Source organism: Acidovorax sp. 56 (assembly GCF_002749705.1).
Lineage (GTDB): Bacteria > Pseudomonadota > Gammaproteobacteria > Burkholderiales > Burkholderiaceae_C > Acidovorax.
On the sequence record NZ_PEEV01000001.1, the window covers coordinates 4977786 to 4992174 of the forward strand.

Annotated in this window: 15 protein-coding genes and 1 tRNA gene; 9 read left to right on the plus strand and 7 right to left on the minus strand. The window is 61.5% G+C overall.

Annotation, left to right across the window (positions count from 1 at the left end):
* Window positions 1–6: 6 nt before the first annotated feature.
* Complete coding sequence (locus tag CLU88_RS22195) at window positions 7–528, minus strand: GNAT family N-acetyltransferase (RefSeq protein WP_099658463.1); 522 nt, start codon at window positions 526–528, stop codon at window positions 7–9.
* Between the two features lie 136 nt (window positions 529–664).
* Between CLU88_RS22195 and rpsP the strand changes: the two genes are divergently transcribed.
* From rpsP to CLU88_RS22225, 6 genes are all read left to right on the plus strand, one after another.
* The gene (gene rpsP / locus CLU88_RS22200; RefSeq protein ID WP_010463504.1) at window positions 665–916 is read left to right on the plus strand and encodes a 30S ribosomal protein S16; all 252 of its coding nucleotides are present in this window, start codon (window positions 665–667) and stop codon (window positions 914–916) included.
* Between the two features lie 73 nt (window positions 917–989).
* Window positions 990–1559 carry a ribosome maturation factor RimM gene (rimM, locus tag CLU88_RS22205; protein ID WP_099658464.1) on the plus strand — a complete coding sequence of 190 codons (570 nt, stop codon included), beginning with the start codon at window positions 990–992 and terminating at the stop codon, window positions 1557–1559.
* A gap of 38 nt (window positions 1560–1597) precedes the next feature.
* The gene (gene trmD, locus CLU88_RS22210) at window positions 1598–2356 is read left to right on the plus strand and encodes a tRNA (guanosine(37)-N1)-methyltransferase TrmD (protein ID WP_099658465.1); all 759 of its coding nucleotides are present in this window, start codon (window positions 1598–1600) and stop codon (window positions 2354–2356) included.
* 129 nt (window positions 2357–2485) lie between these two features.
* Window positions 2486–2866, plus strand: coding sequence for a 50S ribosomal protein L19 (rplS, locus tag CLU88_RS22215; RefSeq protein ID WP_099659077.1), 381 nt, complete (start codon window positions 2486–2488; stop codon window positions 2864–2866).
* Window positions 2867–3041: 175 nt separating this feature from the next.
* Window positions 3042–3758, plus strand: coding sequence for a CoA pyrophosphatase (locus CLU88_RS22220; RefSeq protein ID WP_369827680.1), 717 nt, complete (start codon window positions 3042–3044; stop codon window positions 3756–3758).
* A gap of 43 nt (window positions 3759–3801) precedes the next feature.
* Window positions 3802–4791 (plus strand): CobD/CbiB family protein, encoded by a 990-nt coding sequence (locus CLU88_RS22225; RefSeq protein WP_099658466.1) that lies wholly within the window; start codon window positions 3802–3804, stop codon window positions 4789–4791.
* 51 nt (window positions 4792–4842) lie between these two features.
* Here CLU88_RS22225 and rsgA read toward each other — a convergent pair whose 3' ends face one another.
* From rsgA to CLU88_RS22240, 3 genes are read right to left on the minus strand one after another with little or no spacing between them, the layout of a single operon-like run.
* The gene (rsgA, locus tag CLU88_RS22230) at window positions 4843–5790 is read right to left on the minus strand and encodes a ribosome small subunit-dependent GTPase A (RefSeq protein ID WP_099658467.1); all 948 of its coding nucleotides are present in this window, start codon (window positions 5788–5790) and stop codon (window positions 4843–4845) included.
* Between the two features lie 18 nt (window positions 5791–5808).
* Complete coding sequence (locus CLU88_RS22235; protein ID WP_099658468.1) at window positions 5809–6150, minus strand: 4a-hydroxytetrahydrobiopterin dehydratase; 342 nt, start codon at window positions 6148–6150, stop codon at window positions 5809–5811.
* A complete protein-coding gene (locus CLU88_RS22240) occupies window positions 6147–7454 on the minus strand; it encodes a M48 family metallopeptidase (protein WP_099658469.1) in 1308 nt (435 codons plus the stop codon). The genes CLU88_RS22235 and CLU88_RS22240 overlap by 4 nt, the downstream gene beginning before the upstream one ends.
* A gap of 37 nt (window positions 7455–7491) precedes the next feature.
* Here CLU88_RS22240 and orn point away from each other — a divergent pair, with 37 nt between their 5' ends.
* The 3 genes from orn to CLU88_RS22255 all read left to right on the plus strand — a co-directional run bounded on the left by orn (window position 7492) and on the right by CLU88_RS22255 (window position 11873).
* Window positions 7492–8070 (plus strand): oligoribonuclease, encoded by a 579-nt coding sequence (orn, locus tag CLU88_RS22245; protein ID WP_099658470.1) that lies wholly within the window; start codon window positions 7492–7494, stop codon window positions 8068–8070.
* 325 nt (window positions 8071–8395) lie between these two features.
* A complete protein-coding gene (locus CLU88_RS22250; RefSeq protein ID WP_099658471.1) occupies window positions 8396–10249 on the plus strand; it encodes a DEAD/DEAH box helicase in 1854 nt (617 codons plus the stop codon).
* 202 nt (window positions 10250–10451) lie between these two features.
* Window positions 10452–11873 carry a sensor domain-containing diguanylate cyclase gene (locus CLU88_RS22255; RefSeq protein WP_099658472.1) on the plus strand — a complete coding sequence of 474 codons (1422 nt, stop codon included), beginning with the start codon at window positions 10452–10454 and terminating at the stop codon, window positions 11871–11873.
* Here CLU88_RS22255 and CLU88_RS22260 read toward each other — a convergent pair.
* The 3 genes from CLU88_RS22260 to CLU88_RS22270 form a co-directional block, all read right to left on the minus strand.
* Entirely contained in the window at window positions 11870–13135 is a 1266-nt protein-coding gene (locus tag CLU88_RS22260) for a multidrug effflux MFS transporter (protein ID WP_099658473.1), read from the minus strand. The genes CLU88_RS22255 and CLU88_RS22260 overlap by 4 nt on opposite strands.
* A 104-nt stretch (window positions 13136–13239) precedes the next feature.
* Window positions 13240–13315: transfer RNA gene (locus tag CLU88_RS22265), tRNA-Lys, on the minus strand.
* A gap of 80 nt (window positions 13316–13395) precedes the next feature.
* Window positions 13396–14280: an NAD(P)-dependent oxidoreductase gene (locus CLU88_RS22270; protein WP_099658474.1), complete on the minus strand. Its 885-nt coding sequence runs from the start codon at window positions 14278–14280 to the stop codon at window positions 13396–13398.
* Window positions 14281–14389 lie beyond the last annotated feature (109 nt).

The following is a 14389-nucleotide window of genomic DNA, read 5'->3' on the forward strand; positions in this document are numbered from 1 at the left end:
CGGACTTCACTCGGGTGAAGTCGTGTCGCCAGCGCCCAGCACCTTTTCCATGAGCACGATGTCGCGCCAGGCGCCAAACTTCCAGCCCACCGATCGCATGATGCCCACGTCCGTGAAACCCAGTGAGCGGTGCACGCCGATGGAGCCCGCGTTGGCCGAGTCGCCAATCACTGCCAGCAGTTTGCGCACACCGGCCGCCTCTGCCTGCACGGCCAGCTCTGCCAGCAATTTGCGGCCTACGCCCATGCCGCGAGCGGTTTCGGCCACGTAAATCGAGTCTTCGGCCGAAAAGCGGTACGCCGGGCGGGGCTTGAACCAGTTGGCGTAGGCAAAGCCCAGAACTTCGCCGTTCTTTTCCGCCACGATCCAGGGCAGTTGGCGCGCCAGCACGTCGGCTCGGCGCGTCGCCATGTCGGATTCGGAGGGGGGATCGATCTCGAAGGTGCCTGTCCCGTGCAGGACGTGGTGGGTGTAAATGGCGGTGATGGCGGCGATATCGGCGTCAGTGCTGGGGCGGATGGTGGGCATACGGAGAGGGTTGTGGATATAATTGCAGGCTTTGCAGCGTGTCGCTGGCCGGGTGGTCATGTCGCGTGTCTCAAACGTTGCGAAATTTCCGTGGCCTGCGCATTTTGACGCTGGCTCACCACCCGAAGGATAAATCATGGTCGTCATTCGACTCTCCCGCGGCGGCTCCAAGGGCCGTCCTTTCTTCAACATCGTTGTGGCTGACAAGCGCGTTCGTCGCGATGGTCGCTTCATCGAGCGCATTGGCTTCTACAACCCTACAGCCAAGGAAACCGAAGAAGGCCTGCGCATCGTGCAAGACCGCCTGACGTACTGGCAGAGCGTGGGCGCCCAGTCCTCGCCTACCGTGGACCGTCTGATCAAGCAAGCCGCCAAGAAGGCTGCTTAAAGTCCCCTGAAGAGGGCGGGCTCCGTGGGTTTTCCCGGCGGATCCCGCCCTTTTCTTTTTGTCTGATCCCAACATGGCCACCTCCCTCACGCTCGAACCGATTGACCTGCCCGAAGATGCCGTCGAGGTTGCGCGCATTGCCGACGCCTGGGGGGTCAAGGGCTGGTTCAAGGTTTTGCCCCACAGCACCAGCCCTGAGGCCCTGTTTTCGGCCAAACGCTGGTTTCTGCAGCCCTCTGAGCGCGGAGCCAAAACATTCTCTGGCACGTTACTGCTCAAAATCCGCCAGGCCAAGGACCATTCCGACACGGTGGTGGCCTGGGCGGAAGGTGTGGATGACCGCGACGCCGCAGAGGCATTGCGCGGCGCGCGCGTGTTTGTGCCGCGTTCCAGTTTTCCGTCTACCGGCAGTGATGAGTATTACTGGGTGGATTTGATTGGCCTGCAGGTCATCAACCGCGAGGGTATTGCCCTGGGTGAAGTGCGTGAGCTACTCTCCACGGGCCCGCAAACCGTGCTGGTGCTGGCTTATGAGCAAGACGGCAAGGCGCAGGAGCGCATGATTCCCTTTGTATCGGCCTTTGTGGACAAGGTGGAGCTGCCCGAGAAGCGCATCACCGTGGACTGGCAGCCGGACTACTGAAGCGACCGCTTTGCCTTGTCTCTCTGAGGTGGTCTTTCATGCGCTTTGATGTCATCACCCTGTTCCCGGAGCTGTTTGCGCCTTTCCTTGCGGCTGGTGTGACGCGCCGTGCCTACAGCACTGGCCAAGTGGATGTGCGCTTGTGGAACCCGCGTGACTACGCGCAGGGCAATTACCGCCGGGTGGACGACCGCCCCTTTGGCGGTGGCCCCGGCATGGTGATGATGGCCGAGCCCTTGGAGCGCTGCCTGGCAGACATTCGCGTACAGCGCAACGAGGCGCCAGAAGCCCAGGTGCCCTTGGTGCTGTTTTCTCCCATTGGGCGCAGGCTCAACCATGCCGAAGTAGAGGGCTGGTCTGCCAGCGCCGGGGCTGTTTTGCTGTGCGGTCGCTATGAAGGCATTGACCAGCGCTTCATCGATGCCCATGTGGGGGTGCAGCTGAGCCTGGGCGATTTCGTGTTGTCTGGGGGGGAGATTGCTGCCCTGGCCCTGCTGGATGCCGTCACCCGACTGCAGCCCGGTGTGCTCAATGACGAAGGCAGCCACCAGCTCGACAGCTTCAATCCTGCGTTGGATGGTTTGCTGGATTGCCCGCACTACACCCGCCCCGAGGAGTGGGCGGGCAGGGCGGTGCCGGCGCCTTTGATGTCAGGCCACCACGTCCAGATCGAGCGCTGGCGTCGTGACCAGCGGCTGCTGACCACCGCCCAGCATCGCCCGGACCTGATTGACGCGGCACGCGCCGCGGGCTCGCTCAAGCCTGCAGACGAAGCGGTATTGGCCAAATTGCGCTGACTGGCTATAATGGAGGGCTTTTCGATCCTCTGGCCGGCCGTTTTGTGCAAGATGCAAACCTTGGCAAAACCCTGAACGTCAATCCCGACGCAGCCATTTTTGGCGCGGACAAGATCGTTGGATATCAACATGAACCTGATCCAGACCCTGGAAGCGGAAGAAATCGCCCGCTTGAACAAGACCATCCCCGAATTCGCACCTGGTGACACCGTCATCGTGAGCGTGAACGTGGTGGAAGGTACCCGCAAGCGCGTGCAGGCTTACGAAGGCGTGGTGATTGCCAAGCGCAATCGCGGCCTGAACAGCGGCTTCACCGTGCGCAAGATCTCCAGCGGCGAAGGCGTGGAACGTACGTTCCAAACCTACAGCCCGCTGATCGCCAGCATCGAAGTCAAGCGCCGTGGTGACGTGCGCCGTGCCAAGCTGTACTACCTGCGTGACCGCAGCGGTAAGTCGGCACGTATCAAGGAAAAGCTGCCTTCGCGCAAGGCTGCAGCTGTCGCCGCATAAGGCGCCAGGCATTCTCGGATGCTGCAAACCGCTACAGTGCCTTGGCCTGTAGCGGTTTTTTCATTTCTGACTCCGAATCAATGTGCGGCGGCGCGGCCCCCGGATTTTTTCGCGCCGACTGGGGTTGCGCCGCATCCGCTTTCCTGCGCCCTCTCTGTCTTGGCTTTTGCTTGCTGTGAACCCACCCCATCGCTCTGAACCCCCTGCTGCTGTTGCGCTGAGTGCGATCCCTGGCTTTGATCCGCGCAAAGTGCCTGTCACCCAGGTGGATGCCCATTTGCCCTCTGTCAAAGCGGCCGCGTTGACGGCAACCGCCTTGCGCCAGCGCTTTGCAAACCCGCCCGTTTGGGCGCCCGAAGTGGTGCTGGAGAAGCCCTATGCCAATCGCGCGCCAGCGCAGGCGGCTGTGTTGGTGGGCATCGTGCAGCGTGAGCAGCCCATGGTGTTGCTGACGGAGCGCACAGCGCACCTGTCCACGCATTCCGGGCAGGTGGCATTTCCGGGAGGGCGGACCGATCCTGAAGACGCCAGCCCCTCTCACACGGCCCTGAGGGAGGCGCATGAGGAGGTTGGGTTGGCCGCTGCCTATGCCGAAGTGCTTGGCGTGCTGCCCACCTACGTCACGGGCTCCTCTTTCATCATCTCGCCGGTGGTGGCGCTGGTGGCGCCAGATTTTGAGTTGCAGCCCAATCCCCACGAAGTGGCCGATGTGTTTGAGGTGCCCTTGGCGTTTTTGATGAACCCGGCCCACCACCGCCACCATGTCTTTGAGGCTGGCGGTATTCATCGGCAGTGGTTCTCCATGCCGTATGACGATGGGGAGCAGCACCGCTTCATCTGGGGCGCGACAGCGGGCATGCTGCGCAATCTGTACCGATTCTTGAGTGCCTGACCATGGTGGATGGCGTGGCTGGCGGCCCGTTATCATTGGTCCCATGAGTTTCTTTGCCATCCTGTTCGCTCTGCTGATCGAGCAGGCACGCCCCCTGTCCAGAAGCAATCCCATCCACGCCGGGCTGCGCGCGTGGGCACTGTCTGTGAGTCGCAACTTCGATGCGGGCAAGACCCACCACGGCTGGGTGGCCTGGAGCCTGGCCGTGGTTTTACCTGCGCTGATTACCCTGGCCATCCATTGGGCGCTGCTGTGGGGGCTGGGCTGGCCTTTCGCCGTGCTCTGGAGCGTGGCGGTGCTCTACATCACGCTGGGGTTTCGCCAGTTCAGCCACCACTTCACGGGCATTCGTGATGCCTTGGAGGAAGGGCAGGAAGACGCTGCTCGGGAGCGTTTGGCGCATTGGCAGCAGGTGGATGTCGGCATGCTGCCGCGCAGCGAGATCGTGCGCCATGTGATCGAGTATTCGGTCATTGCGGCCCACCGGCACGTGTTTGGCGTTCTGGCCTGGTTCTCGATTCTGGCGGCTGTGGGGCTTGGCCCTACTGGCGCGGTGTTGTACCGCATGGCGGAGTTTGTCTCTCGGTACTGGCACCCGCGCCACCATGCGGCCGGCCAGTCGGCCAGCGAGGCGCTGCAACAGGCTTCGGCCAAAGCCTGGTGGGCCATGGACTGGTTGCCATCGCGGCTGACGGCGCTGAGCTTCGCGGTGGTCGGCAGTTTTGAGGAGGCGATTGAGGGCTGGCGCTTCCATGCCCAGCGCTTCCCCAACGACAACGATGGGGTGGTGCTGGCTGCCACGGCGGGGGCCATCAATGTCCGCCTGGGCGGCGAGGCTTTGAAGGCCCGCGTGGATGCGATGGCTGCACAGCAGGGGCTGGAGATGGATGCCGACCTGGGCGACAGCGACTCCACCCCGGGCGTTGCGCCCGAAGTGGGCCATCTGCGCAGCGTCGTGGGCTTGGTGTGGCGCTCGGTGGTGGTGTGGATGCTGCTGCTGGCCCTGTTGACCTTGGCCCGCCTGCTGGGCTGAAGGTCGCTGCCAGCGCTTGCCCAGACCAGGGCGGGCGTTGTGCTCTGGGTATCAGTACCGTGGCTGGCTCAGCTCTGCAAATAAATCGCTATATATTTTGTAGCGTGTTGCGCTGATTCCGCCTTGCTCAGTGGGCTTTTTCAACGCGTCCAAAACACCGCAACCCGGTTCGTGCAAATGGGTGCAGTTGTAGAACCGGCAGTCTGTGGCATGGGCTGCAATATCGGGCATGCAACTGGCGAGTTGCATGGGTGCGATGTGGTGCAACCCAAACTCTTGAAACCCTGGTGAATCGATCAGTGCGGTGGTGCGCTCTGCATCCACCCAGTACCAGTGGGTGCTGGTGGTGGTGTGCTTGCCAGAGTTCAGCGCCTGGGAGATTTCCCCCGTCAGCACCGTGGCGCCGGGCACCAGCAGGTTGATCAAGGTGCTTTTGCCGGAGCCAGAGGGGCCGAGCACCAAGGTGGTCTTGCCCTTCAGGTGTTCCATGAGGGCATTGCGGTCCACGTCGCTGGATTGCGTCAGCGACAGAGGGAGCACCCCGTAGTGCTTGCCCTCTGCACCCATGTGGCGATAGGGCTGCAGCCGCGCCCAGGCGCGTGCAAAGGGCTCCACCAGATCGCTTTTGTTCAGTGCAATCAGCGGTGTGATGTGGGTGGCTTCTGCGGTGATCAGTGCGCGGGCCAACTGGCTTTCTGAAAACACGGGCTCTGCAGCGATCAGGATCAGCACCTGGTCGATGTTGGCGGCGAAAGACTTGGTGCGGATCTCATCTTGGCGATAGAACAGGTTGCGCCGCTCCTGTACTTTCTCGATGGTCCCTTCGTCTCCCTGCCCGGCTGGGGCGGCCTGCCACAGCACGTGGTCGCCCACCACTGCTTGGCTTTTCTTGCCCCGAGGGTGGCAAATGCGGCGCTGGCCGTCGGGTGTTTCCACCACACAGTGGCGACCATGGCTGGCTACCACGGTGCCTTGCATCAGGGCGCTGCGCTCAGCCATGGTTCAAGCCGGTGCGGGTCATGCCAGCACCAGCAGGCCGTCAAACTGCGCTGCGCATTCGATATCGGTGATCGAAATGCCCTGCACATCATGGGTGTTGAGACGCACCACGCAGCGGTTGTAGTGCACCGACAGGTCGGGGTGGTGGTCTTGCGCGTTGGCGATAAAGGCAACCGCGTTCACGAACGCGATGGTTTCGTAATAGTTGGCAAAGCGGTAGGTCTTTTCGATGGCCACATCGGCGCCATCGCCACTCAGGCTCCAGCCTTCGAGTTGGGCCAGTTTTGCTACAACTTCAGGAGCTTTCAGCGCCCGACGGGTCTGCGTTGACCAGTCTTTTTTCTTCAGCATGGAGGTCATGGTGTGGTGGTGAGAGGGAGTCGGGCCAGCCGCTCGGAAGCGGGTGGGTGGGAGTAGTAGAACTTCACGTAGATGGGGTCGGGCGTCAGTGTGGACGCATTGTCCTCATACAGCTTGAGCAAAGCCGATGACAGGTCTGCCGCCTGTGTTTGCGATGCGGCATAGGCATCGGCCTGGAACTCGTGCTTGCGCGAGAGCTGTGAAAACAGGGGAGAGATGAACTGGGTGAACACCGGTGTTGCCAGCATGAACAACAGCAGTGCCAACGCGTCGTTGGGCGCCGCTGTGCCATCGGCCTGCAGCCCCATGGATGGCAGCACCCCCAGCCCGGTGTAGAACCAGGCTTGGGTGGACAGCCAGCCCAACAGCGCAAAACCCACCAGGCTGAAGGCGAACAGGCTCACGATGCGCTGCACGATGTGGCGGTGCTTGAAGTGGCCCAGCTCGTGCGCGAGTACGGCCTCCACTTCACCGGGGGTGAGCTGTCGCAGCAGGGTGTCGTAAAACACCACCCGCTTGGCCGCGCCAAAGCCCGTGAAGTACGCATTGGCGTGGGCACTGCGGCGGCTGCCATCCATGACAAAAAGGCCCTTGGCTGCAAAGCCGCAGCGCCGCATCAGCTCAGATACGCGCTGCTTCAGGGCGTCGTCTTCCAGGGGCTTGAACTGGTTGAACAGCGGCGCAATGAAGGTGGGGAAAATCACCATGAGCAGCAGATTGAAACCTATCCACACCCCCCAGGCCCAAGCCCACCAGTAGGCGCCTGCCTGGCCCATCAGCCACAAAATGGCTGCGGCAATCGGCAGGCCAATGGCGGCGCCCAGCAGTGTGGATTTGCACAGGTCGATCAGCCAAAGTTTGGGGGTCATGTGGTTGAACCCAAACCGCTTTTCTTGCACGAAGGTTTTGTACAGCGATAGCGGCAGATCGATGAGCCCGCTGATGAGCACAAAGGCCGCCAGCAGCGCCAGTTGTTGCAACATGCCGCTCCCCAGCCACTGCAGCAGGGCTTGGTTGAGCAGGCTCAGTCCGCCCAGCAAGGTCCATCCCAACAGCACGGCCGTGCCCAAGGCCAGCTCCAGCAACTCCAGGCGTGTTTTGGACAACGTGTAGTCAGCGGCTTTCTGGTGGGCCGCCAGGCCAATGCGTGCGGCGAAGGCCTGTGGCACGGCGCTGCGGTGTCGTGCCACGTGGCGGATTTGCCTGGACGCAAGCCACAGCTTGAGGAGCATGCCGGCACTGATGGCCAGGGCAAACAGCAGGGTCAGAAGCAGGGAGGGGGAGGGGGTGTCAAGGGCTGCCATGTGCGGCGAGTTTAGGCCATCGGCGACAATGCGCCCTATGTCAGAAGCTAACACCCCTATCCCCGCCGCGCTCTCCAAATCAGACCAAAATCTGGTCTGGCTGGACTGTGAGATGACCGGCCTGGACCCTGAAAACGACCGATTGCTGGAAATTGCCGTGGTGGTCACTGGTCCCAATTTGGAGCCGCGCATTGAAGGCCCGGTGATTGTGATTCACCAGTCTGATGAGCAACTGGGCAAGATGGATGCTTGGAACCGTGGCACGCATGGCCGCAGTGGCCTGACCGACAAAGTCAAGGCGTCCCAGGTGACGGAGGCCCAGGCGGAGCAGGAGATTCTTGCGTTTTTGAGCAAATACGTGCCCAAGGGCGTGGCCCCGATGTGTGGCAACAGCATTGGGCAAGACCGCCGTTTTCTCGTTCGCTACATGCCCAAGCTGGAGCGATTTTTTCACTACCGCAATGTGGATGTGAGCACCCTCAAGGAACTGGCCAAGCGCTGGAAGCCCGAGGCCTACAGCAGCTTCAAGAAAGCGCAAAAGCATACGGCACTGGCGGACGTGCATGAATCGATCGAAGAGCTGGCCCACTACCGCACCCATTTGCTTTCGGTGTGATGGCAAGCCTGCCGGGCGAATGGCGAGGCCCCGCGATTCGCTTGGACTCCTGGGGCGATTGCAGGTAATTTGCCTTTCCCCTATTGCGGGAAAACCCTCAACCATGCAATAATCGACGGCTGCGCAGTTTTCTGACGCAGATTGTGCATCTCCCCTCACACACTGGGCTTGCAAGCCCGTTGCAAATTGCAACGCGAGCTTTGCGATCTTTGCCCACCCGCCTCGGGTATAGCCAAGGCAGGTTTCGTTTGATGGTTGATGTTTTTTAACCATTGACGGAACCACCGCTGGCGCCTGCCAGCGGCAGGCTTCGTGTGAGAAAAATATGACCGACACTTTGCAAGTGCAGGGCGAATTCGCGCCTGCTGAATCTTCTTTTGCCGCTGAAATTTCGGCTGTTGCTGCCGTGGCCGATGCGTCTGTGGATGCCGTCACTGCCGAGCCCAATGGCTTCGTCGAACTGGGCCTGGCGCCTGAGCTCGTGCAAGCCGTGGCTGACCTGGGCTACACCCAGCCCACCAGCGTGCAGCGCAAGGCCATCCCTCTGGCCATGGGCAGCGATGCCTCCAAGTTCATCGACCTGATGGTCTCCAGCCAGACCGGTAGCGGCAAGACCGCAGCTTTCCTGCTGCCTGTGCTGCACACGCTGATCAACCAGCAAGCCGCTGCCGAAGCCGAAGAGCGCGCTGCTTTCGAGCGCGCCGTGGCCGAAGCTGCTGAGCGCGGCGAGCCTGCTCCTAAGCGCGCCAAGCGCAAGGACCCCACCAGCTCGCGCAATTTCAAGGCCGCCACCCCTGGCGCCCTGATCCTGTGCCCCACGCGTGAACTGGCCCAGCAGGTGGCACACGATGCCATCGACTTGGTCAAGCACTGCCGTGGCCTGCGCGTGGCCAACGTGGTGGGTGGCATGCCCTACCAGTTGCAGATCGCCAAGCTGCAGAACGCCGACCTCGTGGTCGCCACCCCTGGCCGTCTGCTGGACCTGCAGCGCTCGATGCAAATCAAGCTCGACAAGGTGCAGTTTCTGGTGGTGGATGAGGCTGACCGCATGTTGGACCTGGGCTTCTCGGACGATCTGGCCGAGTTGAACCAGCTCACAGCCCAGCGCAAGCAGACCATGATGTTCAGCGCCACCTTCGCGCCGCGCATTCAGCAACTGGCCATGCGCGTGATGCACGACGGTGGTTCGTCGGTGCAAAAGGTGACCATTGATTCGCCGCAAGAGAAGCACACCAACATCAAGCAGATGCTGTACTGGGCTGACAACGCACAGCACAAGCGCAAGCTGCTGGATCACTGGCTGCGCGACACATCGATCAACCAGGCCATCGTTTTTGCGAGCACCCAGGTGGAATGTGACGGCTTGGCCAACGACCTGCAGCAAGACGGCTTCTCGGCCGTGGCCCTGCACGGTGCCCTGAGCCAAGGTTTGCGCAACCGCCGCCTGATGGCGCTGCGCAGTGGTCAAGTGCAGATCCTGGTGGCCACCGATGTGGCGGCGCGTGGTATTGATGTGCCTACCATCACCCACGTGTTCAACTTTGGCCTGCCCATGAAGGCTGAGGATTACACCCACCGCATTGGCCGTACGGGCCGTGCGGGGCGTGATGGTCTGGCTGTCACGTTTGCTGAGTTCCGTGACCGCCGCAAGATTTTTGACATTGAAGGCTACAGCCGTCAGCAATTCAAGTCGGAAGTGATTCCTGGTCTGGAGCCTGCGCAGCGCGCTCCTCAAGCACCCCGTGGCGACTTCGGTGGCCGTGGCCGTTCGGGCGGTTTTGAAGGCCGCGATAACCAGTCCCGTGACCGCCGTTTTGGTGGTCCAGCACGCGGCGGCAATGATCGTGGTGGAAACGACCGTGGTGGTTTCGGCGGCGGCTTTGGTGGCGGTTTTGCTGGTCGTGGTGCTCCCGCGCCCCGCGGTGGCGATGGTTATGCCCCTCGCGAAGACCGTGGCTTCGCTCCGCGCCGTGATGGTGAGGGCTATGGCCGCAAGCCTGGCTTTGGTGACAATGCCCCGCGTGGTGGTGGCTTTGCCCCCCGAGGCGACATGGGTGCCCCCCGTGGTGGTGACCGTGGTGATTTCGCTCCACGCAAGCCCGCTTTCGCTAAGCCTGCTGGTGGCAAGCCGTTTGCGCCCCACGATGCACGCAAGCGTCCTGCACGCCCTGCACGTTGATTTTTTGTAGCCCAGGCATTGGTCCTGGGTTGCTTTGGGTCAAAGGCCGCCTCTCGCAAGAGAGGCGGCCTTTTTTCATGGCCCTACCATCCACTAGATGCACCAGCCTGTGCCCGCATGATGGGTGTGGACCCTCGCATAATGGGTGCAGAAAGGAATCCTTGTGCTCCCTACCGACTCTTCTGATGCTGCTTTCGAGCACATGTTCAATCTGGCGCCAGTCTCGCTGTGGTTGGAGGATTACAGTGCCTTGAAGGCTCTGTTTGAGCGCTGGCGTGCCCAGGGGGTGGAGGACTTGCAGGCCCACTTGCAGTGTGATCCATTGCTGCTCTCGCAGTGCAGCGCGTCTCTCAAGGTGCTGCGTGTGAACCAGCGCACGCTGGACTTGTTCTCGGCTGCCAGCCAGTCGGAGTTGCTGGGCCAGCTTGCCCAGGTGTTCCGGGGCGATATGCACACGGCCATGGTGCGCGAAATGGTCCAGCTGTGGGAGGGGCGGCTGGAGTTCACCAATGAGACTGTGAATTACGCCCTGGACGGTCGGCGGCTTGATGTGCGCATCAGCATCCGTGTCTTGCCGGGCCATGAGGCGGATTGGGGGCGGGTCTTGGTCTCCCTGGAGGACATCACGCAGCAGGTGCAGGGGGCTGCACGCTTGCGGCGCAGTGAGCACTACGCCCGCGATTTGTTCGAATACTCACCCGTCTCTTTGTGGGTGGAGGACTTCAGCGCCATCAAGTTGTTGCTGGAGGGGGTGCGTGCGCAGGGTATTGTCGATTTCAAAACCTTCTTGAAGGTGCACCCGGAGTTTGTTTCGCGGTGCATGCAAGAAATCCGCGTGATCGATGTGAACCAGCAGACGCTGCAGATGTTTGGTGCTACCTCCAAAGAGCATTTGCTCAACAACATCGGCCGCGTTTTTCGGGGGGAGATGCAAGAGTCTTTTGCGGAGCAGTTGCAGGACCTGTGGGATGGCAAGACGGTGCAGCAGCGCGAGGTCACGAACTATTCCCTGTCGGGGGATGTGGTGCACATCCACATGCAGTTCTCGGTCCTGGGTAGCCACCTGGATGATTGGAGTCTGGTGTTGCTGTCGTTGGTGGACATTACCGCGCGCAAGAAGGCGGAGGCCTACCTGGAGTATCTGGGCAAGCACGATGTCCTCACCCAGCTGCGCAACCGTGCGTTTTATGCGGAGGAGCTCAACCGCCTGACCCGCAAAGGGCCATGGCCCTTTGCGGTGATCGCCATTGATTTGAATGGTCTCAAGGCCATCAACGATGAGCAGGGGCATGCCGCGGGCGATGCCATGCTGCGCCGTGCGGGCGAGGTGCTGGCCAAAGCGGTGGATGCACCCGCCTGTGCTGCCAGGGTGGGGGGAGATGAGTTTGCGGTGTTGCTGCCCGGCCTGGACGAGCGCGCGGCCCAGGTCGTGCGCGAGCGCATCCAGTCGTTGATTGAGTTGAACAACCAGTTTTACTCAGGCCAGCCTTTGGGCTTTGCCATAGGCATTGCCTGTTGCCAGTCGGGAGAGGGGGTTGAGGCTGCCTTGCACAAGGCCGACCAGGCCATGTACGAGGAAAAGAGGCGCTACTACCAGCACATTGGTGCAGAGCGCAGGCGCTAGGATTTTTCTGCTGGGGTTGGTGCGAGGGTTGGCGGATGGCTGGCTTGGGCTCCAATCTCAGGCCAGCGGTGGTGCAAATAAAGCCAAGCCACGAGCCCGATGCCTAGCATCGACAAGGATGCCAGTGCCAAGCCTTGCGTGGAATGCATGACCATCGGAGAAATCACCCCCGCGACAATGCCGTTGGCGGTGGAGCCGACGAAGGCCTGCAAGGACGACGCCATGCCTCTGCGTTCGGGCACCAGGTCCAGCACCAGCAGGGTGACCACAGGCACCATGAGGGCCCAGCCGAAGGCAAAAATGGCGATGGGAAGCAGTGCCCAGGCAGGGTGGGGTGGGATCAGAAAATTCAGCGCAACGTTCACGATGCCCACGCTGAACATGATGACGAACCCATGCCTGATTTGGCGCTTGGGGGCAATGCGCCCGGCCAGTCGTCCGCTCAGCCATGCGCCGCCCATGATGCCGGAGATGGTCAGCACAAAGAACCAGAAAAACTGCGTGGGCGCGAGTTGCAGGTGCTCTCCCAAAAAGGCGGGGGCAGAGAGCACGTACAAAAACATGCCGTTGAACGGAATGCCGCTGGCAAAGGCCAGCAGCACAAACTTGGGGCTGGCGCCCAATGCCCAATACCCGCGCATCAGGTGCTGAACATTGAACGGCTGACGGTGTTGGTGGGCCAGCGTTTCGGGCAGCAGCCTGAAGTTGGTGATCCACAGGGTGGCCCCCACCAGGGTCAGGAACCAGAAAATGCTCTGCCAACCCGTGTGAACAAACAGCCAGCCGCCCACAATGGGCGCGATGGCGGGGGCCACCCCAAAGTAGATGGTGACTTGGCTCATCACCTGCTGGGCTTGTGCGGGTGGGAACATGTCGCGGATGACGGCACGTGACACCACGATGCCTGCCCCTGTGGACAGTCCTTGCACTGCGCGGAAAAAAACCAGCTGTCCAATGTTTTGCGACAGAGCGCACCCGGCGGACGCCAGGGTGAACAGCGCAATGCCCCATAGCACCACCGGCCTGCGTCCGAAACTGTCTGCCAGCGCGCCATGGAACAGATTCATGAAGGCGAAGCCGAACAGATAGGCTGACAGCGTTTGCTGCATCTGGATGGGGGTGGCCCCCAGCGCCGTAGCAATGCCTGAAAACGCAGGAATGTAGGTGTCAATGGAGAAGGGCCCCAGCATGCCCAGAATGGCGAGGAGAACGGCCAGTGCCCATTTGGGGCCAGTCCAGAGCGTGTCGGCTTGTGGGTTCATTGCCAGGGTGGATGTTGGGGGCGCAGAAAGGGATTTTGCGTGCGCCAAAGCAAAAAGCCGAAACTACGATGTAGCTTCGGCTTTTTCTGCCTTGCGGCTTTGTTTGGTGGGTCCTGAGTGACTCGAACACTCGACCTACGGATTAAGAGTCCGCTGCTCTACCAACTGAGCTAAGAACCCAAACTTTTTATTTGTCTGCATCGCTGCAGAGACTCGTATTATGCACTACTTTTTAGGCACTTTGCAAATCAGGTCAAAAATTATTGCATCGCGTTGCGGCTGGCCAGCTCTACAAACAGTCCGCTGTGGTCCAGCTCGCCCAGGCCGTGCTCCACGCCGTCGGCGTAGAGGGCTTCAAACAACGCGGTGACGGGAGCGTCGAATCCAATCTCTTGCGCGGTGGCAAGCGCGTTGCGCATGTCCTTGAGTTGCACGGCCATGCGGCCCTTGGGAGCGAAGTCGCGCTCGACCATGCGCTGCCCATGCAACTGCAGGATGCGGCTGTCGGCAAACCCGCCTTGGATGGCTTCGCGCACCTTGGCCATGTCGGCGCCGCCTTTGGCGGCAAACAGCAGAGCTTCGGCCACGGCGCCAATGGTGATGCCCACGATCATCTGGTTGGCCAGCTTGGCCAATTGCCCGCTGCCGTGAGGGCCCACATGGGTTGCGCGGCCCAGTGCGGCAAACACAGGCTGTGCGCGCGCAAAGTCCTCTGGCCGCCCGCCTGCCATGATGGCCAGCGTGCCGTTTTCTGCACCTACGGTGCCTCCAGAGACTGGCGCGTCCACATGGGATAGCCCCATTTCATCGAGCCGGGCGGCATGGTCGCGGGCCTCGCGGGGCTGGATGGACGCCATGTCGATCAACAGTGCGCCAGGGCGCATGGCCTGTGCTGCACCCCGCTCGAACAGCACTTGCTCGACCACCGTGCCGTTTTCCAGCAGGCTCACGACCCGGTCTGCGCCTTGCACGGCCTCTGCCGCCGTGGTGTGCACGGCAATGCCCAGGGCTGCCAGCGGCTCTGCCTTCGCGCGGGTGCGGTTCCAGACGTGCACCTGGTGCCCTGCCTGGTGCAGGCGGCGGGCGATGGGGTCACCCATGTTGCCAATGCCCAAAACGGCGATGCGGAGCGAAGGAGGGGTCATGGTTGTGATCTCGCGCGGAGTTGTCTCTGCACACATGATGTTCCGTTTTGGTGCGTTCAGCCTGTCACGTAGCTTGCAGCTTTGGGGCGTTGGCAAGATGATGGGAGCC

Excerpts from the sequence above, each read along its gene's own strand:
- CLU88_RS22255 (WP_099658472.1), top strand. The coding sequence starts at position 10,452 with ATGTTCAATCTGGCGCCAGTCTCGCTGTGGTTGGAGGATTACAGTGCC.
- CLU88_RS22250 (WP_099658471.1), top strand. The coding sequence starts at position 8,396 with ATGACCGACACTTTGCAAGTGCAGGGCGAATTCGCGCCTGCTGAATCT.
- CLU88_RS22260 (WP_099658473.1), bottom strand. The coding sequence starts at position 13,135 with ATGAACCCACAAGCCGACACGCTCTGGACTGGCCCCAAATGGGCACTG.
- rsgA (WP_099658467.1), bottom strand. The coding sequence starts at position 5,790 with ATGGCTGAGCGCAGCGCCCTGATGCAAGGCACCGTGGTAGCCAGCCAT.
- orn (WP_099658470.1), top strand. The coding sequence starts at position 7,492 with ATGTCAGAAGCTAACACCCCTATCCCCGCCGCGCTCTCCAAATCAGAC.
- CLU88_RS22195 (WP_099658463.1), bottom strand. The coding sequence starts at position 528 with ATGCCCACCATCCGCCCCAGCACTGACGCCGATATCGCCGCCATCACC.
- CLU88_RS22270 (WP_099658474.1), bottom strand. The coding sequence starts at position 14,280 with ATGACCCCTCCTTCGCTCCGCATCGCCGTTTTGGGCATTGGCAACATG.
- CLU88_RS22235 (WP_099658468.1), bottom strand. The coding sequence starts at position 6,150 with ATGACCTCCATGCTGAAGAAAAAAGACTGGTCAACGCAGACCCGTCGG.
- rplS (WP_099659077.1), top strand. The coding sequence starts at position 2,486 with ATGAACCTGATCCAGACCCTGGAAGCGGAAGAAATCGCCCGCTTGAAC.
- CLU88_RS22240 (WP_099658469.1), bottom strand. The coding sequence starts at position 7,454 with ATGGCAGCCCTTGACACCCCCTCCCCCTCCCTGCTTCTGACCCTGCTG.
- rimM (WP_099658464.1), top strand. The coding sequence starts at position 990 with ATGGCCACCTCCCTCACGCTCGAACCGATTGACCTGCCCGAAGATGCC.
- trmD (WP_099658465.1), top strand. The coding sequence starts at position 1,598 with ATGCGCTTTGATGTCATCACCCTGTTCCCGGAGCTGTTTGCGCCTTTC.
- rpsP (WP_010463504.1), top strand. The coding sequence starts at position 665 with ATGGTCGTCATTCGACTCTCCCGCGGCGGCTCCAAGGGCCGTCCTTTC.
- CLU88_RS22225 (WP_099658466.1), top strand. The coding sequence starts at position 3,802 with ATGAGTTTCTTTGCCATCCTGTTCGCTCTGCTGATCGAGCAGGCACGC.